The following is a 22,720-nucleotide window of genomic DNA, read 5'->3' as shown; positions in this document are numbered from 1 at the left end:
TTTTTTAAAAATAAGTAAAATAACTTTATGAAGGGTGTAAAAGTAATAAATCAAAAAATATTTTCGGGATAAAGTATTATTTTTCCAATATAAATGGGAGCGTCAAAAGTGGTCTTTAAAGCAGCTTTTGAGTTTAAAATATTTCGATATCCGATACCAGCTCCTAATCCTATCCATTTTAAAATTTTATAATTTGCTTGTCCAGAAATTTCATTTACGTATAAAGAAATATTAGTATTCCGAACAATATCATCGTTTATTTCTCGAACAAAACTAGGTTTTCCAAAACCTATTTGTTCTGTTAGAAAACATTCCCATTTGGGATTTTTGTAAAATATCCAATCAGTAAACAGGCTTCCATACCAAAGACTTACTTTATTGTCATTAATTAGTTGGGTTCTTTTATTAATGTAAGTGATTTTTACGGGGGATAAAATAAAGGATGTGCCTACTCCAAATCGAAATTTGTTTTTATATTGAAAACCTATTTTTGCGCCTAAAATAGAAATTTGGTTGTCTCTTAAGCTAGAAAGACGATTATCCATCTGAAAAATAAATCGGTATTTTTTATCAGAGTTAGGGATGATGGGATCCTGTGCATTACAATAATGACTCAGGAAAGAAAGGAATATTATAAATAGGATTCTTTTGTAAAGCATATAGAATTATGAGGGTATTATACAACAAAAATTTCGTCATCTATTAGTAAATCCTCTCCTCGTAATCGAAGGATGATTTGAGCAACTGCTATTACATCTTTTTCGCAATAGGATATAATTCTGTCTATATCTTGATCTTGGTAATATACTTTAGCAACATCACTACCTTCTATATCTCCTTTTGGGGAAGGAATGCCTAAGACGGTGGTTAATAATTTTAGTGATGTATAATGCTTGTAATCACCAAACTTCCATAATTCTAAAGTGTCCAAATGAGGGACTTCCCAAGGTTTTTTGCCAAAAAGATTTAATTTTTGAGGAATAGGAACTTTATTAATAATCATTCGTCTTGCTATATAAGGAAAATCAAACTCTTTTGCATTATGTCCACAAAGTAAATGTTGTGTGTGGCTATAATGATTATTTAATAAATTTGAAAAATCATTTAAAATGCTTATCTCATCACCCCAAAAACTGGTGACTCTAAATTGACGTATATCTTTCTTTAAAGAAAAATAGCCGACTGAAATACATATAATCTTACCAAATTCAGCCCAAATGCCTGCTCGATCGTAAAATTCTTCTACGGTAAAATCATCTTTTCGTTGATATTGTGTTTTAAGAGCATATAATTCTTGGCGTGCGGGGTCTAAAGAAGAAAAGTTTTCATGTTCAGGTACCGTTTCTATATCCAAAAATAAAATATTCTCAATTTGAAGTTTGTCTAGCATATTAAACCATTTTGACCGTATATACGAAAGTAAAGATTTACGATTAAAAAGAAAAAAAATGAGGATTAAAATAATGTTTGTTGCTTTAAAGAATTTTCATGATCTAACAACCATTTTTTACGCCATAATCCACCTGCGTAGCCTGTAAGAGAACCATCGGTACCGATTACTCGATGGCAAGGAACCACGATCCAAATAGGATTTTTAGCATTGGCTGATGCAACAGCTCGAATAGCCTTGACATTACCTAGCTTTTTGGCTAAATCTAGATAAGAAATAGTTTTACCAAAAGGAATTTGACGTAATTCATGCCATACTTTTTTTTGAAAATCAGTGCCTTTTAGATTTAAGGTAAATGAAAAACTTGTTCTATTTCCTTTAAAATATTCCTGTAGTTGATTCACGGCTTCTAGAAGTTCTTCGGGGATTTGTTCAGACAAATAAGTTTCTGTTATTATTGAAATACCAACAATACCCTCTTGGTCTCCTGTTATTTTAGTAATTCCTAACGGTGAGTGAATAAATGCTGTTTTCATACGATCAAAAATTTATCTTTCAGCAATATAGAGTAACCTCTTTTTGTTAAGGATGTTTGTTTTTGTGTCTTATGTGGCGATAAAATAACTTTTGGTTGTTTTAAACAAAGTGAAGGAGTCGGATGTTAGTGGCTTCTTCACTTTGATTATGAGACGGTTATTTTATTAAAAACTTAAAATGTAAGCTTCTATTGCTTTTAACTCTTCCTCAGGAAGATTTTTGGTAATAGCAAAATTAGCTTTCATAGTATTATATTGACTTGGATCTACAATGGGTTGGTTTTTTTCTTGAAGAAAGGCAACTATGTTTCCGTTTTTTTCCTTGTATAACTTGGCGATTTCTTTTAAAGAGGGACCAACTGTTTTTATATCGGGTTTATGACAGGTATAACAAACGCCTTTGCCTTCAAAAATTTCTTTACCTAAATCAACAGGTTTTTGTGTAACCATTTGGGATGTTGATGTGCCAAAATTTTCTTGATTTTCTTTTTTACACGAAAGGAAAATTATAATAAATGGTACTAATAGTTTTTTCATATTTCGTTTTAGATTTGTCATGTTAAATTAAGTAAAAGTAGGCTAAAAAAATAAGAGATACGATTTCTTAATTCATTTGGAAGCAGCAAATTAGATTATTTGTTTAATAGTATGGCTGCTTCTTTAGCAAAATAAGTAGAAATTAAAGTAGCACCAGCACGTTTGATACACATTAATTGTTCCATCATGATTTTATCATGATCTAGCCATCCTTTTTCAGATGCCGCTTTTATCATGGCATATTCTCCTGAAACATGAAATACTGAAACGGGTACATTGACAGCATTTTTTACTTCGCGAACAATATCTAAATAAGCAATACCGGTTTTACCATAACCATATCAGCTCCTTCTTCTACATCCCACAAAGCTTCTTTTACTGCTTCTATACGATTTGCATAGTCCATTTGGTAGGTTTTTTTATCTTTTGGGACCACTATATCGGCTTCTTTAGGTGCGCTATCTAATGCGTCACGAAAAGGACCATAAAAAGCAGACGCGTATTTAGCAGAATAGCTCATAATACCTACATTGTGATAACCAGCGGAATCTAAACCTTGACGTAAACGTAATACACGTCCGTCCATCATATCGCTTGGAGCAACAAAGTCAGCGCCTGCTTCTGCATGTGAAATAGCCATTTTAACTAAAGCATCGTTGGTTGCATCGTTTGTTACATCTCCTTTTTCTATAATCCCGTCATGTCCATAGATAGAATAAGGATCTAATGCCACATCAGGCATTACAATCATTTCAGGACATGTTTTTTTAATGGCACGAATAGCATTTTGCATTAAGCCATTAGGATTCCAAGCTTCTTTACCTGTATTGTCTTTTAAATTATCATTTACTTTTACATAAATATTTAAGGCTCTAATTCCTAATGCGTATAATTCTTTTACCTCTTCTAGCGTTAAATCTAGTGTGCGACGGTAAATGCCCGGCATAGAAGGAATTTCTGTTTTAGTGTTTTCTCCTTCCATTATAAACATAGGGAACATGAAATCAGCAGGGCTTAAGCTGGTTTCTCTTACGATATTTCGTATGGCTTCGTTTACTCTTAATCTTCTACCTCTGTGTATAGGAAACATATTTTCTATTTTTTTATTATATACCTAATTTATTTTCTATTTTTTCAAATACTCTTTTAACTTTTTTGACTTCATTAAAGCGATAACCAATAAAAAAAACAGCATTTATTTTTGAATTCATTATATCAGCAGCCTCTTTACTGTCATATTGATAGTTTTTGTAATTAACTCGAATGCCTGAAAAAAAATTTTCTTGATTATAACCTAATGAAAAATTTAAATCTAAATTGTAGTTCCATTTGATTTTGTTATCAATAATAATGGATTCGTTATTATTCATATAATAGTTTTTAGAATCATGAATCCCAATACCGGATGTAATCCTCCAGTAGCAAACCAAGTTTTATTAATTACATAATTATACATATAACCTAATTGGAGGATAAAATCGACTGATTTTATTCGCTCTAAGTTTTGTTCAAAAGAATTGGGGTTATTAGTGTATAAATTATTTATGAAATAGGTGAGTGAGGGGATAAAACTTCCTGCACTTTTTATTTGTCTTTCTGTTTGAGATTCGTAAGCTCTGTATGAAAAATTATTATTGGTTATGTAAAAGGTTTTTCCTCCTATAGTATTGATTTCTAGGTCGTCAAAAACCTCAATTGGATTTTGATTATCGGGATTTCGTAAAGTGAATCCTTTTACTTTTTTGTATATTACTTCTTGTCTTAAACGATCAGAATAAAAAAATTTAAAACTTAAATCTAGCGTTTTTGTATTGGCTCTTTGATTGTTTAATTCAGGAATAAAATCAGGTGAAAAAGAATAACTAATTCCTAAAAATTTATAATCAAAAGAAAAACGAAGTTTTAGTTTTTCGTCGGGAGAAAAAATGCTTTTTTTGTTATTCGTATAGTTTAATTTAGGAATGTAGAAGTTGTCTACATCGGAATTAATATCTACTTTTAGAATCATTTTATCAAAATAATTCAAGCGGTAGTCTCGATTATATTTATGCCATAGGGCATGCTCAATTTCTCCTTTTTTTTCTTGAGCAAGAGAAACAGGATAGTATATTAATATTAAGAATTTTAACCAATTACGCATATTTATTTTAACCAATCTAGTGGTTTTGACAAAATTTTTATCAATTTTTCTTCTGGGCTATTTTCTTTTGGATGGTGATCGTATATCCATTGTACTTGAGGAGGTAAACTCATTAATATACTTTCAATTCTACCATTTGTTTTTAGTCCAAATAAAGTGCCTTTATCATGAACAAGATTAAACTCTACATAGCGTCCTCTACGAATTTCTTGCCAAGTACGGTTAGCTTCTGTATAAGGTAAATCTTTTCTTTTTTGTACAATTGGTAAATACGCATCTAAAAAACTGTTGCCTACTTCTGTAACAAAGTTGTACCAGTTTTCCATAGACATAGTGTCAGTTGTTTTTAAATAATCAAAAAACAAACCACCTATACCACGCGCCTCATTTCTGTGGCTATTCCAGAAATATTCGTCGCATTTCTTTTTATAATGAGCGTAAAATTCTGAATTGTGTTTATCACAAGCTGCTTTGCATGTTTTATGAAAATGAATTGCATCTTCTTCAAACAAATAATATGGTGTTAAGTCTTGTCCTCCACCAAACCATTGATTGATAATATTTCCGTTTTCATCATACATTTCAAAATAGCGCCAGTTTGCATGAACAGTTGGAACCATTGGGTTTTTAGGATGAATTACTAGACTTAGTCCACAGGCAAAAAAATCAGCTTCTCCAACGCCAAACATTTTTTGCATAGTATCGGGTAATGTTCCATGAACGGCGGAAATATTTACTCCTCCTTTTTCAAAAACAGCTCCGTTTTCAATTACACGAGTGCGTCCCCCACCTCCTTCGGGTCTATCCCATAAATCTTGACGAAATTTGGCTTTTCCGTCTATATCCTCTAAACCTTTGCAAATATGATCTTGCAGGTTTTGTATATAAGTATAGAATTTATTTTTCATTAATTTTTTTATTTTAAGATATATGATTTAGGTGTCTTGTATTCTATTTAGGATTAGGGGTTAGGATTAATTTTTACCCAATTTATAACAAATCATAACGCCTCCTCTATAAGGTAGCCATTCGCCACTTTTGTTGAAATTACTGGCTGTTTCGTAACGTTCTCCAGTTTCTAAAAAATAGCCTTTATAAAATCCTTGTTGAGAGCCACCGCCCATAAAAATATCTATTGAAAAAGCATTGTTTACAGGTACTTTAAAACCAACAGTCATCCCAAATAATAAGCTATATCCTTCTTGGTATCTGCCTGAATTAAGGTAGTTCCACTTTTGCATTTTATAGCTAGAACCGCCAATGTGTCCTCCTAAATAAAATCCTTTTTCAAGAGTATTAAAGTGGTATCTTACTTCTGGTATTACGATTACAAATTTCTGAGGAGCATTATTAACGGATTCCCATAATGAAGCCATTACATCTGCTTGAAAGGTTAACTTGTTGCCTATTTTTGTTTCTATTCCTATTTGAGGTAATCCTAAAATTGTTGTGATATTTCCTTTAACAGAAGTTTGAGAATAGCTATTTATGACAAAAAGAATGTAAGGTATTTTATGAATATATTAAATCTGTTATTTAATTGAAATCGTGTTTGCATATTTTTAAATGGGTCTTGTAAAATATTTTAGGAAGTATTTTATAATTAATATTTAGGAAAAGATTCTAATGGGTTTGTAAATAATTTTCAAAAATAAACTAATAATACGGAATTATTAATAAAAGCAATAAAGCTAAAATAATTCTAAATAATTTAAAAGCTTAATTCTTTTTGTTTTGCTACCATTATCCTCTCTTTTATGTGATAATAGTGTGGGAAAATAAAAATTAAAACAATGTGTAAATTATTTGTATTATGCTAGCTTTATTTATAACCTTGTATTATTATTTTTGATATTCTTTTACGGCATCTATAAATGCTTTAGCATGATCTACAGGGATATTAGGTAAAATACCATGTCCTAAATTTACAATATATTTGTCCTTTCCAAATTCGTTAATCATTTCATGTACCATCTTTTTGATAGTGGGTATTGGTGATAATAGACGAGAAGGATCAAAATTTCCTTGTAATGTAATGTTTCCTCCTGTTAAGTAACGTGCATGTGTAGGAGAACAAGTCCAATCTACACCTAGAGCTGATGCTTTAGATTTTGCCATTTGGTTTAATGCAAACCAACAGCCTTTTCCAAAAACAATTACTTCTGTTATAGGGGCTAATGCTTCTACAATTTGATTGATATATTGCCAAGAAAATTCTTGATAATCTGTTGGTGATAGCATTCCTCCCCAAGAATCAAAAATTTGGATTGCATTACAACCATTTGCGACCTTTTCTTTTAAATATAAAATAGTGGTATCTGTTATTTTTTGTAATAATGCGTGTGCCGCTTCAGGTTGTGAGAAACAAAATCCTTTAGCAGTATCATAACTTTTGGAACCTTTCCCTTCTACGGCATAACAAAAAATAGTCCAAGGAGAACCAGCAAAACCAATTAATGGAACTTCATTATTTAGCATTTCTTTGGTTAATTTGATTGCCTCCATTACATAGCCTAAGGAATCTTTTATTTCTGGAATGTATACTTGATTTACTTGTTCTATCGAGCGAATAGGATTGGGTATAATAGGCCCTATATTGTCTTTTAGTTCGACCTCTATCCCCATAGCTCTTGGAACAACTAAAATGTCTGAGAACAAAATGGCAGCATCAGGTTTTACTATGCGAATAGGTTGTACTGTTATTTCAGCGGCTAATTCAGGTGTTTCGCAACGAGTAAAAAAATCATACTTATCTCGTAAGGCTCGGAATTCTGGTAAATATCTTCCTGCTTGACGCATCATCCATACAGGTGGACGTTCAACTGTTTCTCCTTTTAATGCTCTTAAGAATAGATCATTTTTAAGTCCCTTAGCCCCCAAAGGAGTAATATTTGAATCGCTCATTTTATATCTTTTTTAAAATAATTAATTTTTATATACTAAACATTATGTAATTTCATTGCTTTCTTGTGTGGAGCAAGTCAATTTATAATAATTTAAACACTGAATAATTACATTTTCAATAGATGGTTGATTTGTAACTATAATATTTTTTGTTATGTTTTTTAGTGCCTTTGCGGTGGTAGTACCAATACAAAAGCATATTTCATCTGTAATCTTATTGTTTTTTAAATAACTTTTAACTCCTGATGGGCTATAAAATAAGATACCATCAAGTTTAGTGCTAATTTTTTGAGGTGCCAAAATAGTTTCATATATTTCTATTTCGTTGAAAATAATCCCAAAATCTTTTAATTTTTTAGGCAGTATATCTTGTCTTAAATTACCACTAAAAAGGTATAATTCAAATAGGGGTAGTTTAACGAGATGATGTCTGCTAATTCTTCTGCATAATTAGTGTGAATTTCAACAACAAAATGGTTTTCTTCTAATAGTTTTTTTGTTTTTATTCCCACACAAAAAATCTTTTTGTTTCTTAGATCTTTTATATTTTCAGAATTTAAAATGGCAAGAACAGCATTTTGACTTGTAAAAATAAGAGCCTCTCCTAATTCTTTTATCGGAACCTTTTTTGTTTTAATTTCAATAAAATCAGCTTCAATGATAGAAAAATTTGAGCTTAACAAAAGATGCTTCTGATTAGGAGGTAATTTTTTAGTAGATAAGAGCTGTATTATTTTCATTTTTATACTAAAAAGGGTCTATATAAAATACAAAAAGCATTTGTTGAGTTACTATATTTTTATCATATAAATTTAAAGGTAGAAGACTTATTTTTTTAATTGTTTTTTTATGGTATACATTAATTCGCTACCTCCATTCTCTAAGATTTCTTTGGCGCAATTCAGCCCTAATTTTTTCCATTCTGAAATATCAAAAGAGCGTTTGATAGCTATTTTTTCTTGACCATCAATTGAAAATAGACCACCATTGAAATCTATTTGATCTGTTTTTTCGTTATAAGTTGCTAAAGCACCAATAGGAGCTGTACAACCGCCTTCTAAAGTGCGCAAAAATTGACGTTCTATATAGGTACAAATTTCTGTTTCGATATGATTTAATTCAGATAGGGCTTCTATTGCAAAGGTGTCTTCAGCCATTGCTACTACCATCATAGCTCCTTGTGCAGGTGCTGGAATCATCCAGTCTAGAGAAATGGTTGTTTCGGGTTTTAGATTTAAACGTTCTAAGCCAGCAGATGCAAAAATAGCACCTCCCCAATCATTATCTTTTAATTTTTGAAGACGAGTGTTTACATTTCCTCTTAAATCAACGGTTTTGTGTTGTGGATATTTATGTAGCCATTGCGCTTGACGGCGTAGACTTCCTGTGGCAATTAAGGTGTCAGTATTGAAAAAATCAGTATTCCCTTTGTGTACTAAAATATCAACAGTATTGGCTCTTTCTAAAACGGCAGCCTGTACGATACCTTGTGGTAAAGCAGTAGGTACATCTTTCATAGAATGTACAGCAATATCTACTTGACCAGATAGCATGGCAACGTCTAGTGTTTTAGTAAAAATTCCTGTAATTCCCAATTCGTATAAAGGTTTGTCTAGTATAATATCACCTTGTGATTTTACAGCTATAATTTCGGTTTTGTAGCCTAAATCATTTAGTTGTTTTTCTACAGTGTGTGCTTGCCAAAGAGCTAATTCACTATCACGAGTTCCGATTTTTATTACCCTATCTTTATCCTCCGAAGAGGGGATTTTTTTGTCTTTGTTTTTTTTCATGAAGAATTTTAATTTTGAGCCATCTAGGTGTTTATAAAGATTGTAAATCCTCTGTATGAACAGTTTCTGTTTTAGAAATATTTCCTTTTGGGATTGGTGGGCTCAATTGAAAAACGCGTTGTATCCAATCAACACTTTCATCAACCAAAGTGTTTTCATCTTTTAAATGATTAGCAAAATGATTGGTTATTTTTTGTATAATTCGATTGCTTATAATTTCTGCTTGTTCTTCATCAAAATTAGACATTTTTTTGCGTTGATATGCCATTTCTAATTCTTTGATAGATTGTAGTTTAGCTTTTAAGGCATGTATAGTGGGGGCATATTTGCGACCTTTTGTCCACGTAATAAATTCATCTTGAATTTCTTCAATGATGGCTTCTGCTTGTGGGATGAATTTTTTGCGGTTCTCTAATGTTTCATCTGTAATTTGAGACAAATGATCCATGTGAATTAGAGTCACCTCTGGGATATCCTGAACGTTTTCGTTTACGTTTTTAGGAATAGATAGGTCTAAAATTAATAATGGTTTTTTTAGATTTAAGATGGTTTTATCAACTGTTGGATTTTGTGCTCCTGTGGCAACAACTAAAACGTCTGCTTTGTGAATTTCTTCTTGTAAGTCAGCGTAATCTTTTACGATTAGATCTAATTTTTTAGCTAATTTTTCTGCTTTGTCTTTTGTGCGGTTAATTAATGTAATATGGTCATGTTTGCTGTGCTTTACCAAGTTTTCGCAAGTATTACGACCAATTTTACCTGTGCCAAAAAGTAAAATATTTTTATCAGAAATGTCGGGAACGGTTTTAAAAATATATTGAACGGATGCAAAAGAAACAGAAGTTGCACCTGATGATATTTCGGTTTCGTTTTTTACACGTTTACTTGCTTGAATAACAGAATTTACTAAACGCTCCATATAAGCATTAGCCATTTCGTGTTCTTTTGATAAAACAAAAGCATTTTTAATTTGTGAAATAATTTCAAAATCACCCAAAATTTGACTGTCTAATCCAGTTCCTACCCGAAACAAATGATTTATAGCCTCTTTGTTCTTATAAACGTAAGCTACTTTTTGGAAGTCCTCAACAGTACCTTGGCTATTTTCACAAAGTAATCTAATTAATTGAAAGGGGTGTTGTGCAAACCCATATATCTCTGTTCGGTTACAAGTAGAAGTAACGATTAAACTTTCTAAGCCATCTCCTTTGGCTTGTTGAATTAATTTGGATTTAGCTTGTTCATCCAAACTAAACTTTCCTCGCATTTCAGCATCCGCTTTCAGATAGCTTAAACCAATTGCGTAAAAAGTGGCAGATTTTGAGGGAATATTCTGTGTCATTAAAATCCTAATCAAATTTTCTACAAACAAAAGTATTTAGTTTTGTTTTTCCAAAATAACGCTATAAGTACTTTTTGTATCGCTATAAGTTATTTTGATAGTTGATTGGAGTTTTTAGCGATATTTATGCTACTTTTGTTGTAAAATAGGCTATTTAGAAGTTTGTTATATAGAATAATTCTAAATAATAAAACGGGTTTAAGAAAATTTCCTGTGTAAAAAAATGTCGCTATGGGTGCTACTGAAGAGATAAAAATGGATGATGAATTTGTTTTGTTAAGATTTCAAAATGACACAGAGGAAGTTGTTAAGTATGAACGTCCAGTAAAGACTGGATTAATTCAATTTCATTTTGGTTTAAAAGGAAAAGGCAAATTTATTTTTAATAATGGAAGTTATACTATAGGGTTAGAAGGTGAAAAATCACTTCTATTTTATAATCCAGAAAAAGAATTACCACTGCATATAGATATTGCACCCAAAACATGGATCATATCGATATTAATTTCTATTAAAAAATTTCATGGTTTGTTTACTAATGATGCTGATCATATTCCTTTTTAAGTGAAGAAAATCGCGACAGAAAGTATTATGGAGAAGAAAATATTACACCTTCTATGGCTATTGTTTTAAATCAAATGTTTCATTATAATTTAAATCCAACTATTAAAAATTTATATTATAAAGGAAAAGGTTATGAATTATTAAGTTTATTTTTTAATAAAAACGAAGATCCAGATATTGAACAATGTCCGTTTTTGATAGATGAAGAAAATGTAAAAAAACTTAAAAAAGCAAAGGAAATTATTATTGCCAACATGTCAGAGCCACCGGGTCTAGAAGAATTGGCAGATCAAGTAGGTTTAAACTTAAAAAAGCTAAAGACAGGTTTCAAGCAAATTTATGGAGAAACAGTTTATGGTTTCTTATTTGATTATAAAATGGAATATGCCCGAAATTTATTAGACAGTGGGTCGTATAATGTAAATGAAGTAGGATTAAAAATTGGTTATAGTACTGCTAGTCATTTTATTGCAGCATTTAAAAAAAAATTTGGCACTACGCCTAAAAAATATTTATTAGAAAAAGTAAATTAAAAATAGATCAAAAGATTAAACATAATAAGATATAAATGGTTTTAAGTTTTATCTAATTTTCAATTTGAAGTCTCAAAATAAAAACAAAAATGAAAGGAGTATTATTAGTTAATTTAGGTTCACCCGACAGTACCGAAGTAAAAGATGTCAAGAAGTATTTAGATCAATTTTTAATGGACGAAAGAGTAATTGATCTCCCTTATTTATTAAGAGCTTTTTTAGTAAAAGGGATCATATTAAATACACGACCTAAAAAATCAGCAGCAGCTTATAAAAAAATTTGGTGGGAAGAGGGTTCCCCTTTAATTGTTTTAACTCAGCGTTTGCAAAAAAAAGTACAAGAATTAGTTGATTATCCAGTAGAAATAGCTATGCGTTATGGAAATCCTAGTATAGAATTTGGGTTGCAACAATTGCAGGACAAAGGAGTAACAGAAGTGCTACTTTTACCTTTATATCCTCAATTTGCTATGGCAACAACAGAAACTATTTTAGTTTTAGCAGAAGAAATTCGCGAAAGGAAATACCCTTCAATGACTTTTAAAACGATACCTGCTTTTTATAAAAGAGAAAGCTATATTGCTAATTTAGGAACTTCTATTCAAGAAGCTTTAACAGGTTTTGAGACAAATCATATTTTGTTTTCTTATCATGGGGTACCAGAGCGACATATAAAAAAATCAGATGTGACAAAATCACATTGTGCAATTGATGGAAAATGTTGTGTTACCCCTTCGGCTGCACATGAATTTTGTTACCGCCATCAATGTTATGAAACAACCAGACAAGTAGCGGAATTATTACAGTTAGAAGAAGGAAGTTACAGTACCTCTTTTCAATCTCGTTTAGGACGAGATCCTTGGTTACAACCTTATACAGACGCTACAATTGACGGATTGGCTCAAAAAGGGATTAAAAATTTAGCCGTTGTAACACCTGCTTTTGTTTCGGATTGTTTAGAAACTTTAGAAGAAATAGGGATGGAGGCTGCTCATAGTTTTAAAGAAAATGGTGGGGAAAATTTTTTAACAGTGGCTTGTTTAAATGATCGTGATGATTGGGCACAAACTGTAGCAAGTTGGATAAAGAACTGGAATTAATGGAATTGTATAACTACATAAAATCATTGCACCTTATTTTTGTAATTACGTGGTTTGCGGGATTATTTTATATTGTGCGACTTTTTGTATATCATGCCGAGGCTAAGGAAAAACCAGAGCCAGAACAAAGTATTTTAATTAAGCAATATCAATTAATGGAATATCGCTTATGGTATATCATTACCCGGCCAAGTGCTATATTAGCTAGTATTTTTGCCTTTTGGATGTTGCTTTTTACACAGGCTGGTAATGTATGGCTTACCCAAGCATGGATGCATGTTAAATTAACTTTTGTTTTTATTTTGTATGTATACCATTTAAAATGCCATCAGATTTTTACTCAATTACAAAAAAATAAAATAAAGAAAAGTGCTACCTTTTTTAGATTGTGGAATGAAGGAGCAACTATTATTTTATTTGCAGTCGTTTTTTTAGTAATTTTAAAAAATGCTATAAATTGGATATTTGGCGTGGTAGGTATCATCCTTTTTTCTATACTTTTAATGTTAGGTTATAAGTTTTATAAAAATATACGAGAAAAAAAATAATGATGAATGTATTCCTTCGGGGTAAAAATCTTTCCTTAAGAGCCAGAATTTTTCTTGCTTTGATATTTATAACATTAATATCTTCAGTACTGATTGCATTAGTATCAATACTTCATTTTCAATATGAAAGTCAGGAATACCATAAAGAACGTTTACTAAGAAAAGAAGAACAGATTAAGCAACATATAGAATACGTTTTAGAAACAACTCCTCATCCTTTAATAACAGCCAATTTAGCTTCTATTTTTAAAGAAAAAATATTTGAAATAGCAGATATTCATAATTTAGAAATTGATATTTATGATTTACAAGGACGTATGCTTATTAATTCAAGAGCTCCCATGATAGAAGGACAGATTACAATTAATATTTCAGATAATTTGTTGGATAAAATTAAGCATGCTGACAAAAATAGATTTATAGGAGAAGGAGAGGCAAGAGGAGATGTGTATAACTTTTCTTATAGCTATTTGATGGATCATATAGAAAAGAAACCTATTGGCATTATACGACTCCCCTACAAACAAGATGATAGTTATTATAAACAAGAAATAGAAAATTTTTTAGCCATATTTGGAAGCGTATATTTAGGAATGTTTTCATTAGCCATTTGGTTGGCTTTTTACCTATCGAGATATATTACCAAATCGTTAGAAACTATTTCGCGTAGACTTACAGAAACTAGCCTTACAGAAAAGAACAAAAAAATAGATTTAGTAACACATAGTTCCGAAATAGATAAACTTATTAAATCGTATAATAAAATGATTGATGAGTTGGAGGAAAGTGCTAATAAATTGGCACAAAGTGAACGAGAAGGTGCATGGAGAGAAATGGCTAAACAGGTAGCACATGAAATAAAAAATCCTTTAACTCCTATGCGATTAACAGTTCAGAGTTTTGAAATGCGGTTTAATCCTCAAGATCCGAATATTAAACAAAAAGTAGTTGATTTTTCTAAAACACTTATCCAACAAATTGATACTATGAGCGCTGTTGCTAATGCTTTTTCAAATTTTGCATCTATGCCAGCACAACAAAACGAAACACTAAATGTAGTCGATGTAGTAAGTATGGCATTGGATATTTTTAATGAAGATTACATAGAATATAATCCTTGTACAAAAGAAATTATTACCAAAATAGATAGAACCCAACTTATCCGTATTATTACCAATTTAGTAAAAAATGCCATACAAGCTATACCAGAAGGGCAAATAAATAAAAAAGTTTCAGTATCCGTAAAAAAGAACAAAATAATACGATTATTAGTGTGTGTGATAATGGAAAGGGAATAGCGGTTGAAGATTTTGAACGAATATTTGAACCTAAATTTACAACAAAAACAAGTGGTATGGGATTAGGCTTAGCTATAATTAAAAATATAATTGAAAATTACCAAGGAAAGATTACTTTTGAGTCAGAATTAAATAAAGGAACTACTTTTAAAGTAACATTACCTATCATAAACAAATAAAAAGATGCAATTAAAAAATATTTTAGTAGAACACGAGAAATTTACAGCTACAGTAACAATTAATCGACCAGAAAAATTAAACGCATTAAATTCTGAAACGATTAAAGAACTTCACTATTGGTTAAAAGAATTAGAAGCAAATGAAAATATAAGAACAATTATCCTGACAGGGAGTGGCGAAAAAGCATTTGTAGCAGGTGCAGATATATCTGAGTTTGCTCATTTTTCTGAGGCAGAAGGAGCTGAATTGGCTAAAAAGGACAAGAGATACTTTTCGATTTTATTCAAAATATGAAAACTCCAGTAATTGCTGCTATTAATGGATTTGCTTTAGGAGGTGGTTTAGAACTTGCAATGTCTTGCCATTTCCGAATTGCTTCTGAAAATGCTAAAATGGGATTACCTGAAACCTCATTAGGTGTGATTCCGGTTATGGAGGAACCCAACGTTTGGCACAGTTAGTTGGTAAAGGACGTGCTATGGAAATGATCATGACAGCAGGTATGATAGATGCTAAAACAGCCCAAGTGTTTGGCTTAGTAAATCATGTAGTGCCTCAAGAGGAGTTGTTTGCTACTTACATGGCAATAGTTGATAAAATTCAACGTAATTCTCCTGTTGCTATAGGTAAAGCCATTGAGGCGGTAAATGCAAATTATAATGAAGCGGTAAATGGTTTTGAAGTTGAAATTAAGAAGTTTGGAGAATGTTTTGCTACTGCTGATTTTAAAGAAGGAACTACTGCATTTTTAGAAAAACGTAAACCTGCTTTTGAAGGGAAATAATAAGTATAATGGAAGGTTTTAAAACAGTTTGTTTTAACCTAAATCAACATTAGAAATCTATTCCACTTTATTTTTCTTCAAATTCAAGCACGTATTCCAATTTTATTCATCGAAATAGTTGACTATTTTGTCTTCTAAAATTCTCCGTGAACACTTGAATTTATTGAAAAATTTTGTTTTACGACGAAATCTGGGATTAAGAAATCTACTTCATAAATAAAAATTTTAATATTTTGATTTAACCCCGTTTTTTAATAAAAACTTTAAAAAACGGGGGTTTTAAGGTGTGTTTGTATATTTAAAGTCCTTATTTATCCGTAATAAATTTCTAAACCCTAATGAAGAATAAGATAGGTTGTGAATGATAATTTTTAAAACGAATGATTTTTCCTTGATTTTTAAATAGTCACAAAAGGAGGTATTTTTATTTCATTCCTTTCCATTCATCGTAAAACTGTTCTAAAAATTGCTCCATGAACAAATGGCGTTGTGAGGCAATTCTTTTTCCCGTTGTAGTATTCATTTTATCCTTTAAAAGAAGTAATTTTTCATAAAAATGATTAATAGTAGGTGATGTTGTATTTTTATATTCTTCCTTACTCATGGTTAAATTAGGTCTAATATTAGGATCGTATAGCTTCCTGTTTTTAAATCCACCATAATTAAATGTTCGAGCAATTCCGATGGCACCAATAGCATCTAAACGATCGGCATCTTGAACAATAGCAAGCTCCTTAGAATGAAAGGGAGAGGTGAAATTTCCTCCTTTAAAAGAAATATTTTCTATGATTTTTACCACATGGTCAATAATATCCTGATCGACATTTTGTGATCTAAGAAAATCACCAGCTATTTTAGGACCAATGGTTTCATTACCGTTATGAAATTTACTATCGGCTATATCGTGTAATAAAGCGGCTAGATAAACAACAGTTTCATTACATTCTTCTTCTTTTGTTATTAACTTGGTGTTTTTATATACGCGTTCTATATGAAACCAATCGTGTCCGCCTTCTGCTTCTGCTAATTGCTGTTTTACAAAATCAATTGTTTTTTCTATAATTTCCATGGAATATATATTAAAAAAGGCCGTCTTAAAAGTTGTTTGATTTATGATCTAACATTATTTGGCCTTTTATTTAGATTTGACAAAAAGGAGATTTAAATTTTGATTTTTACTTTTAAGAACCTCTCCTGTTCATGATTGATGTTTTAAACTATTAAAGATGGTTGAACCCATTTAAATAATTTTTCTTCTGTAGGAGTAACCATTCTTTCCGCTAGTCGAGTCATTCTTGCAGGCAGTTTCATCAGATAATCACGTGCTTTTTCTGCCTCATCTGTAAGATGCGTGATTTTGTCTATTTCCCACTTTTGAATTAATTTTTCCATAATTTCGATATAATCAGTGGCAGTATAAACTCCAATACGTTGAGCGGATTCAGAAAATTTTTCGAATGCGGTGCCTATAGCTTCTCCAGATTCGCGAATAAGATTTGCAGGCATTGTAATTTTTTGTTTCATCATATACTGGAATGCCAGCATCATTTCGCTAGGATCTACTTGGAAAATTCGGTTGACAAAATCACTATATGCTAAATGATGACGCATTTCATCACCTGCAATTAAATTACATAATTTGGCTAATTTTTTGTCTCCAAAATTTTTAGCTAGTTTAGAGACTCTCATGTGGGAAATATAGGTGGCCAATTCTTGAAAACTTGTAAACACAAAGTTTTTATAGGGATCACGATCAGTACCGGGATCAAATCCATCATTTATTAGATGCTGTGTAGTAATTTCTACTTCTCGCATATTTACCCGCCCAGACAGATACAAATATTTATTAAGTGCATCACCATGACGATTTTCTTCGCCAGTCCATTGACGAATCCATTTGGCCCAACCGTTATCTCCTGTAGGTCCTTTTTGTTGTATTCCTTCAACATCTAATAACCATGATTCATAAGTTGGTAAAGCTTCCTCTGTAATGGTATCGCCCACTAAAACTACCCAAAAATCATAAGGCAAATCTTTTGCTATTTCTCTAAGTTCTGTAACTTCTTCTATGAAATTTTCGCCTTCAGAATTGGGTAATAAATCACTTGGTTGCCATATCTTTTCTACAGGTAGTAAGTAGTTTTCTACGAAAGAATCTAAGCTCTTTTCTAGATACTGCATGACTTCCAAGCGGATATTGTTTAATTTTTCCATAAGATGAGTATAATTATTTTATATGTTCTTTGATTATAGTTTCTGTTTTTTGAAATAAATCTTCAAAACTATAATCGGATATTTTTAAAGGAGGATGAATGATATGCTCGATATTACTGCCTAAACCTAATGGAAATTGGCCATAGCGTGTCATTTTCCATGAGTTATTTATAGTTACAGGTAAAAAGTAGGCATCGGGAGCAAATTTATAAAGCATTTTTAAACCATTAATAGAAAAAGGTTTAGGTATTCCTGTTTTACTTCTTGTGCCTTCAGGAAATATCACGACGGAATAATTATGTTTGTTAATATATTCTGCTATGCGTTTTATTTCGGGTAAAGCTTGTTTTGAGTCTTTTCTGTCAATTAAGGCAGAACCGCCATGACGTAAGTTAAATGAAACACTAGGAATACCTTTGCCTAACTCTTTTTACTTATAAATTTAGGATGGCATTTTCGTAAGAACCAGATAAAGGGAGGAATATCGTATAAACTTTGATGATTAGCAACAATGATTAACGGTTTGTTTTTAGGTATATTTTCCATTCCTTTTATTTTATAAGTAGTTCCTAATATTTGAGTGGTTCTTACTAAAAAAGCATTAAGAACGGCTACGCTTACTCTGTGTGCGTTGTACCCAAATAGTTTTAAACAAATCCATTGTATAGGATGAAAAATAAGTAACCAAAGAAAAAAAGAACTCCAAATAAGAGCGATAATGGGTAAGAAATAAGTTTTAGCATGTGCTCATTTAATTTGTAATAGCCAAAAATAATAAATGTCATCTAGATATCTTATTTCTAGATGACATTTATAAAAAATAAAAAAGGGATGATTTTAACAAAATTCGCTATAAGCATCTTTTAAGTTTTCAGCAATAATTTCCGCTGGTCTTCCCTCTATATGATGACGTTCTAACATGTGTACTAACTCTCCATCTTTAAATAATGCCATTGCTGGTGAAGAGGGCGGGAACGGAAACATTTGTTCACGAGCAGCGTCTACGGCCTCTTTGTCGACACCTGCAAAAACAGTAATTAAATGGGTTGGTTTTTTTTCACCTGATAAACTCATTATAGCTCTCGGACGGGCATTACGAGCAGCACAACCACAAACTGAGTTTACAACTACCAGTGTAGTACCTGTTGCTGTAATGGCGTTTTTTACGTCATCTGCTGTATATAAATTTTGAAAACCGTTGCTTGTTAACTCTTCGCGCATTGGTTTAACCATTTCTTCTGGATACATATTCTTTATATGTTAAAAGTTATTGTTTTACAAAGTTACAAACTTTTCTATTGTAACCTTTTTATTTAATATGATTTTAGTATTTTCTATAAACCTTTAATCCACGATTGAGGGTTTAGTTTTGTTGTATTTTGATAGATGTAGAATTTTAAAACTGCTTTGCCTGTGAAGCTATTGTAATGAATACTTCCTAAGGTTTGTTTAGTGCTTACTTTTTGACCTTTACTCACGTTTACACTGCTAAGATTAGAGTAGGAAGTAATGTAATCACCATGTCTAATGACAACTGTTGCAGTGCCGTTAGCGGCCATTTGTACATCACTCACCTCTCCTCCAAAAACAGCACGAGCTTGCGCTCCTCTTTCAGAAGAAATTTCAATTCCACTACTTTCAATCATAATTGACGGTTCTAAAGGGTGAGGCTGACGACCAAAACGTTTAGTTAAAGCGCCCTTTTCTACAGGCCACGGTAATCGACCTCGATTTGAACGAAAATCGTTTGCTAACTCTTTTGCTTCGGGTGTTAATACAAAAGTAGTGGTATTAGTCGTATTGCCTGCTTTTTTGTTAGCTGCAGCAATTGCTTCTCGTATTAAACGATCTATTTGTCTTTCAATAGCGCGGGATTCTTTTTGTTTTTTATGAATTTCAGCAATAATTTTCTTTTTATCTTTTTTAATGCTATTTAACAATCGTTCTTGTTCTTGACGTTCTACTTCAAGATCTTTTTTTCTTTTTCGCTTATAGCGATTAATTTTTCTTTTTGTTTTTTTGTACTCCTAATTTGGTATTGTAATTTTCTAGATCTTTTGTTTTACTTTTTATTTCTTCACCTTGCATTTTTCGGAAGCTAGAATATTGCTTCATATACTGTCCTCTTTTATAAGCTTGTAAAAAGTTGTCGGCTGATAGAATAAACATAGCCCTGCTTTGTTCTGAACGACTTTTGTATGATTTTTCAATCATTTCAGCATAATCTTCTTTAAGAATTTGTAAATCTTTTTTTAATTGATTTACTTTTATCTGATTAATATACATGCTGTTTCCTAAAACTTTCTTTTGTTTTTCTGTTGTACGGATTAGCTTAAGTTGCAGGCTTATTTTTTTCTTTTTGTTGTGCAACAATTTTGGTTACATCTTTTTCTTTTCTTTTTTGTTCTCCTAATAAACGTTCTTTTTGGCGAATTTCTTCTTGAATTCTGGCTTTTTGTTCTTCTAATTTGCGTTGTCTATCTTCTTCCTGAGACCAGAACATGGTAGTACTAAGAATAAAAACAAGGGATAAGATATGTTTTAGCATAATTTATTAATTCTTTTAATTAATTTTTATGGGTTTATAACCTTCTGGTATACTATATGAAAACGTTAGTTCTTCATTGTAGTTAACGGATTCATTTTCTATTGTAATTTGCGTGGTTTTATTACCCTGAATTGCAAAAATAACAAGTTTCATTGGCAAAATAGCTTCTGGAGCTGAATTATAGTTTGCATATTGAACCATCATTTTTTGATCGGGTTCTATTTGTTTTATTTCTTGACTGTTTAACCAAAAATAGTGGGGATCAAATGAATAGGATTTTATGAAATTAGGTGTTGTTGTTTCTATTAAGTTTATATTGTTCTCTTCTTGTTTCATAGTATATTGACCTGAGGAAAGATCATCTATAGATTTTCCTAAAAGTAAGTTTTGAACTTTTTGAAAATTTAATTCTGTACCTAACCAGTTGCTTAATATCGTATAGTTTCCATCAAAAAATTTTTGCCCTATTTTTTGGTAATATTTGACAGAAGTAGGAGTTAATAGTGCTTTGGCTACAGTAAAACCTAGTATTTTGACTGTTACAAGAATCATTTCATCTTTTTTGATGCGAATATCCGCGGATATGTTAGACGATTGTTGTTCATCTTTGTAGTCTATGTTTGATTTTATATAAGCGGTTTTAAAATTTCTTTTGAGAGTTTCATGATTTTTGATGACATTTTTCAGTGTTTCTGTAACAACTGGTATTTTGTTTTCTTGATGAATAACAAGATTTTGTTTCGTTTTACAGGAAACGACTATTAGTGCTATGCTTAGTGTACTTATAATCTTTTTGATCATTTTGTTTTATTTTTAATGCTCATTGCTTTTTTTTGCCATTCTTCTGCTTTTTTAGGTTCACCTAAAGCCATGGTAACTTCCGCTATTAAATTAAGAAAGTTGATTTCTAAAATAGGATTTTCTACTATATAATCTAGACCGATTTGTAACAATTCGTTGGCTTTTTTATAATTTTTTATTTGAAAATTTGCTTTTCCTGCAAAGTAATAAAATTCGGGTTGATTAGGGAACAGATCTAAATAATCTGTTGCTATTTTTAACATAATTGGATAGTCCTTTTTTTCTTCCTGACAAATAAGAAGGGATAGGGCTATTTCTATATCATTTTTTTGAAGGGTATTTGATTTTTCAAAATTTTGGATAGCTAAATCCCATTGCTTTTTTTTGAAGTAAAATTTACCTACTTCTTTGTATACATTAAATTCTGGATCGCCTTCAAAATAAGAAGTAACTTTTGATAATTGGTTTTCAAAAGCGGGGTTTTTAGAAGTAAAAATTAAAAATTCATTGAACATTTTGATTTTAATTTTTTTGTCTATTTTTTTATTTTTTAGGACAGTTTCAAGATTATTAAAAGCTTCTGTGCCTTTTCCGTCATTTATATGATACTTAAATAGGAATACAGCAGCCCACTCAGAGTTAGGGATGTTTTTTTGTAGCTTTTGGATTACTTCTTTTACTTTTTCTTCTTGGTTAGTTTCGGAGTATTGGGTGATCAAAGAAAGATAGTTTTCTTCGTTTAAAGGATTGTTGTCTATTGCTTTTTCTAGATCGGCTTTATGACCTGCATTATTATTGGTTTGCTTATTAATTTCGGCTCTATATTGATTCCTTCTTTCGGATTTTCCTTCAGATTCATCTAACTCGTTAATCAATAACAAAGCTTTGTCAAATTGACGAGTATACATATATAAAGCCAGTAAGTCTTCTTTGTATTTCTTATCCAAAGGAATGATTTTTTGAAGGGTTAATATTCCTTGGTTATAATTTTTAGTTTGATAATATACCTCATATAAATCAATCCAGTTCCATTTGTTTTTTGGCTCTATTTCAGTTGCCTTTTTATAGGCTTCTTCAGCGAGAATGTAATCTTTTTTTAAATAATAATTCTTGCCTAATTCATGATAAATAAAGGCATTATGAGGTTGGAGTTGCAAACATTTTTCTAGCTCAATAATGGCTTTGTCATAATTTTCAATTCCTTTTTGTTTTAATGATTCATAAAATGCTTCTTGAAAAGTGTCATTTTCTGAGATTATTTCTTCAGGGTTTACTTGGGCTAAAAGAGTATGTGTACTGGTTGCTAATATAAAACAGGTTAATTGGTATATTATCTTATGCATATATTGAGACTTTCTTTTTAGCGGTAAAATAGGTATTGCTTTTAATTATACCGGATTGTATTTACTATAAAAACGGATTGTTAAGATAGTATATTTTTGTTTTTAAAAGTAGAGGTTGTCCAAAAAGTAAAAAAATAACATTTTGTTTGTTGTTTTTGTTGGTCA

23 protein-coding genes and 5 pseudogenes are annotated in these 22,720 nt (G+C 31.1%); 5 read left to right on the top strand and 23 right to left on the bottom strand.

The genetic code is table 11. From position 1 onward, the window contains the following. Positions 1-50: 50 nt before the first annotated feature. The 14 genes and pseudogenes from JJC05_RS07615 to hemA form a co-directional block, all read right to left on the bottom strand. Complete coding sequence (locus tag JJC05_RS07615) at positions 51-659, bottom strand: hypothetical protein (RefSeq protein ID WP_105195957.1); 609 nt, start codon at positions 657-659, stop codon at positions 51-53. 17 nt (positions 660-676) lie between these two features. Then, a complete protein-coding gene (locus JJC05_RS07610; protein WP_105195958.1) occupies positions 677-1,390 on the bottom strand; it encodes a 3'-5' exonuclease in 714 nt (237 codons plus the stop codon). Positions 1,391-1,455: 65 nt separating this feature from the next. Beyond that, positions 1,456-1,926 carry a methylated-DNA--[protein]-cysteine S-methyltransferase gene (locus tag JJC05_RS07605; RefSeq protein ID WP_088392319.1) on the bottom strand — a complete coding sequence of 157 codons (471 nt, stop codon included), beginning with the start codon at positions 1,924-1,926 and terminating at the stop codon, positions 1,456-1,458. 165 nt (positions 1,927-2,091) lie between these two features. Further along, positions 2,092-2,463 (bottom strand): c-type cytochrome, encoded by a 372-nt coding sequence (locus JJC05_RS07600; RefSeq protein WP_088392344.1) that lies wholly within the window; start codon positions 2,461-2,463, stop codon positions 2,092-2,094. Between the two features lie 95 nt (positions 2,464-2,558). Then, positions 2,559-3,553: pseudogene (gene hemB, locus JJC05_RS07595) on the bottom strand (porphobilinogen synthase). 16 nt (positions 3,554-3,569) lie between these two features. Then, positions 3,570-3,833, bottom strand: a complete 264-nt coding sequence (locus JJC05_RS19125; protein WP_235878695.1) for a DUF4421 family protein — start codon at positions 3,831-3,833, stop codon at positions 3,570-3,572. Beyond that, the gene (locus JJC05_RS19120; protein ID WP_235878693.1) at positions 3,830-4,603 is read right to left on the bottom strand and encodes a DUF4421 family protein; all 774 of its coding nucleotides are present in this window, start codon (positions 4,601-4,603) and stop codon (positions 3,830-3,832) included. Before JJC05_RS19120 ends, JJC05_RS19125 begins: the two co-directional genes overlap by 4 nt. A 2-nt stretch (positions 4,604-4,605) precedes the next feature. Continuing rightward, entirely contained in the window at positions 4,606-5,511 is a 906-nt protein-coding gene (gene hemF / locus JJC05_RS07580; protein WP_105195961.1) for an oxygen-dependent coproporphyrinogen oxidase, read from the bottom strand. Between the two features lie 66 nt (positions 5,512-5,577). Then, entirely contained in the window at positions 5,578-6,093 is a 516-nt protein-coding gene (locus JJC05_RS07575) for a DUF3575 domain-containing protein (protein ID WP_309597471.1), read from the bottom strand. A 352-nt stretch (positions 6,094-6,445) separates the two neighbouring features. After that, positions 6,446-7,507: a uroporphyrinogen decarboxylase gene (hemE, locus tag JJC05_RS07570; RefSeq protein WP_105195963.1), complete on the bottom strand. Its 1,062-nt coding sequence runs from the start codon at positions 7,505-7,507 to the stop codon at positions 6,446-6,448. A gap of 42 nt (positions 7,508-7,549) precedes the next feature. Continuing rightward, a complete protein-coding gene (locus JJC05_RS18135) occupies positions 7,550-7,840 on the bottom strand; it encodes a uroporphyrinogen-III synthase (RefSeq protein ID WP_309597470.1) in 291 nt (96 codons plus the stop codon). Between the two features lie 41 nt (positions 7,841-7,881). Next, complete coding sequence (locus tag JJC05_RS18130) at positions 7,882-8,247, bottom strand: uroporphyrinogen-III synthase (RefSeq protein ID WP_309597448.1); 366 nt, start codon at positions 8,245-8,247, stop codon at positions 7,882-7,884. Positions 8,248-8,334: 87 nt separating this feature from the next. Further along, positions 8,335-9,300, bottom strand: a complete 966-nt coding sequence (gene hemC, locus JJC05_RS07560) for a hydroxymethylbilane synthase (protein ID WP_105195965.1) — start codon at positions 9,298-9,300, stop codon at positions 8,335-8,337. A gap of 31 nt (positions 9,301-9,331) precedes the next feature. Further along, a complete protein-coding gene (hemA, locus tag JJC05_RS07555) occupies positions 9,332-10,642 on the bottom strand; it encodes a glutamyl-tRNA reductase (protein WP_088392334.1) in 1,311 nt (436 codons plus the stop codon). A 231-nt stretch (positions 10,643-10,873) separates the two neighbouring features. Between hemA and JJC05_RS07550 the strand changes: the two are divergent. The 5 genes and pseudogenes from JJC05_RS07550 to JJC05_RS18765 all read left to right on the top strand — a co-directional run bounded on the left by JJC05_RS07550 (position 10,874) and on the right by JJC05_RS18765 (position 15,649). Next, positions 10,874-11,739 (top strand): annotated as a pseudogene (locus tag JJC05_RS07550) (helix-turn-helix transcriptional regulator). 89 nt (positions 11,740-11,828) lie between these two features. Continuing rightward, positions 11,829-12,839 carry a ferrochelatase gene (hemH, locus tag JJC05_RS07545; protein ID WP_105195967.1) on the top strand — a complete coding sequence of 337 codons (1,011 nt, stop codon included), beginning with the start codon at positions 11,829-11,831 and terminating at the stop codon, positions 12,837-12,839. After that, on the top strand, positions 12,839-13,387 hold the full coding sequence (locus tag JJC05_RS07540) for a CopD family protein (protein ID WP_235878834.1): 549 nt from the start codon (positions 12,839-12,841) through the stop codon (positions 13,385-13,387). Before hemH ends, JJC05_RS07540 begins: the two co-directional genes overlap by 1 nt. After that, positions 13,387-14,864 (top strand): annotated as a pseudogene (locus JJC05_RS07535) (sensor histidine kinase). The gene JJC05_RS07540 and the pseudogene JJC05_RS07535 overlap by 1 nt, the downstream one beginning before the upstream one ends. Positions 14,865-14,868: 4 nt before the next feature. Continuing rightward, positions 14,869-15,649, top strand: a pseudogene (locus JJC05_RS18765) (enoyl-CoA hydratase/isomerase family protein). Positions 15,650-16,073: 424 nt separating this feature from the next. On the opposite strand, the gene JJC05_RS07525 reads toward JJC05_RS18765, so the two are convergent. The 9 genes and pseudogenes from JJC05_RS07525 to JJC05_RS07495 all read right to left on the bottom strand — a co-directional run bounded on the left by JJC05_RS07525 (position 16,074) and on the right by JJC05_RS07495 (position 22,555). Next, positions 16,074-16,718: an HD domain-containing protein gene (locus JJC05_RS07525; protein ID WP_105195969.1), complete on the bottom strand. Its 645-nt coding sequence runs from the start codon at positions 16,716-16,718 to the stop codon at positions 16,074-16,076. A 143-nt stretch (positions 16,719-16,861) separates the two neighbouring features. Beyond that, positions 16,862-17,863 (bottom strand): acyl-ACP desaturase, encoded by a 1,002-nt coding sequence (locus tag JJC05_RS07520; RefSeq protein ID WP_088392809.1) that lies wholly within the window; start codon positions 17,861-17,863, stop codon positions 16,862-16,864. Between the two features lie 13 nt (positions 17,864-17,876). Then, positions 17,877-18,606 (bottom strand): annotated as a pseudogene (locus JJC05_RS07515) (lysophospholipid acyltransferase family protein). A gap of 94 nt (positions 18,607-18,700) precedes the next feature. After that, positions 18,701-19,111 carry a BrxA/BrxB family bacilliredoxin gene (locus JJC05_RS07510; protein WP_235878692.1) on the bottom strand — a complete coding sequence of 137 codons (411 nt, stop codon included), beginning with the start codon at positions 19,109-19,111 and terminating at the stop codon, positions 18,701-18,703. 86 nt (positions 19,112-19,197) lie between these two features. Further along, entirely contained in the window at positions 19,198-19,803 is a 606-nt protein-coding gene (locus tag JJC05_RS18125) for a murein hydrolase activator EnvC family protein (protein ID WP_309597447.1), read from the bottom strand. Positions 19,804-19,861: 58 nt separating this feature from the next. Then, complete coding sequence (locus JJC05_RS18120) at positions 19,862-20,236, bottom strand: hypothetical protein (protein WP_309597446.1); 375 nt, start codon at positions 20,234-20,236, stop codon at positions 19,862-19,864. Next, positions 20,196-20,411: a hypothetical protein gene (locus JJC05_RS18115; RefSeq protein WP_309597445.1), complete on the bottom strand. Its 216-nt coding sequence runs from the start codon at positions 20,409-20,411 to the stop codon at positions 20,196-20,198. The genes JJC05_RS18120 and JJC05_RS18115 overlap by 41 nt, the downstream gene beginning before the upstream one ends. Positions 20,412-20,426: 15 nt before the next feature. Next, complete coding sequence (gene lolB1, locus JJC05_RS07500) at positions 20,427-21,212, bottom strand: lipoprotein insertase outer membrane protein LolB1 (protein ID WP_105195971.1); 786 nt, start codon at positions 21,210-21,212, stop codon at positions 20,427-20,429. Further along, positions 21,209-22,555, bottom strand: coding sequence for a tetratricopeptide repeat protein (locus JJC05_RS07495; RefSeq protein ID WP_105195972.1), 1,347 nt, complete (start codon positions 22,553-22,555; stop codon positions 21,209-21,211). Before JJC05_RS07495 ends, lolB1 begins: the two co-directional genes overlap by 4 nt. Between the last annotated feature and the right edge of the window lie 165 nt (positions 22,556-22,720).

This window comes from Flavobacterium davisii, from assembly GCF_019565505.1.
Classification (GTDB): Bacteria; Bacteroidota; Bacteroidia; order Flavobacteriales; family Flavobacteriaceae; genus Flavobacterium; species Flavobacterium davisii.
The sequence above is the reverse complement of the archived record's forward strand: the minus strand, read 5'-3'. Positions and strand labels throughout refer to the sequence as shown.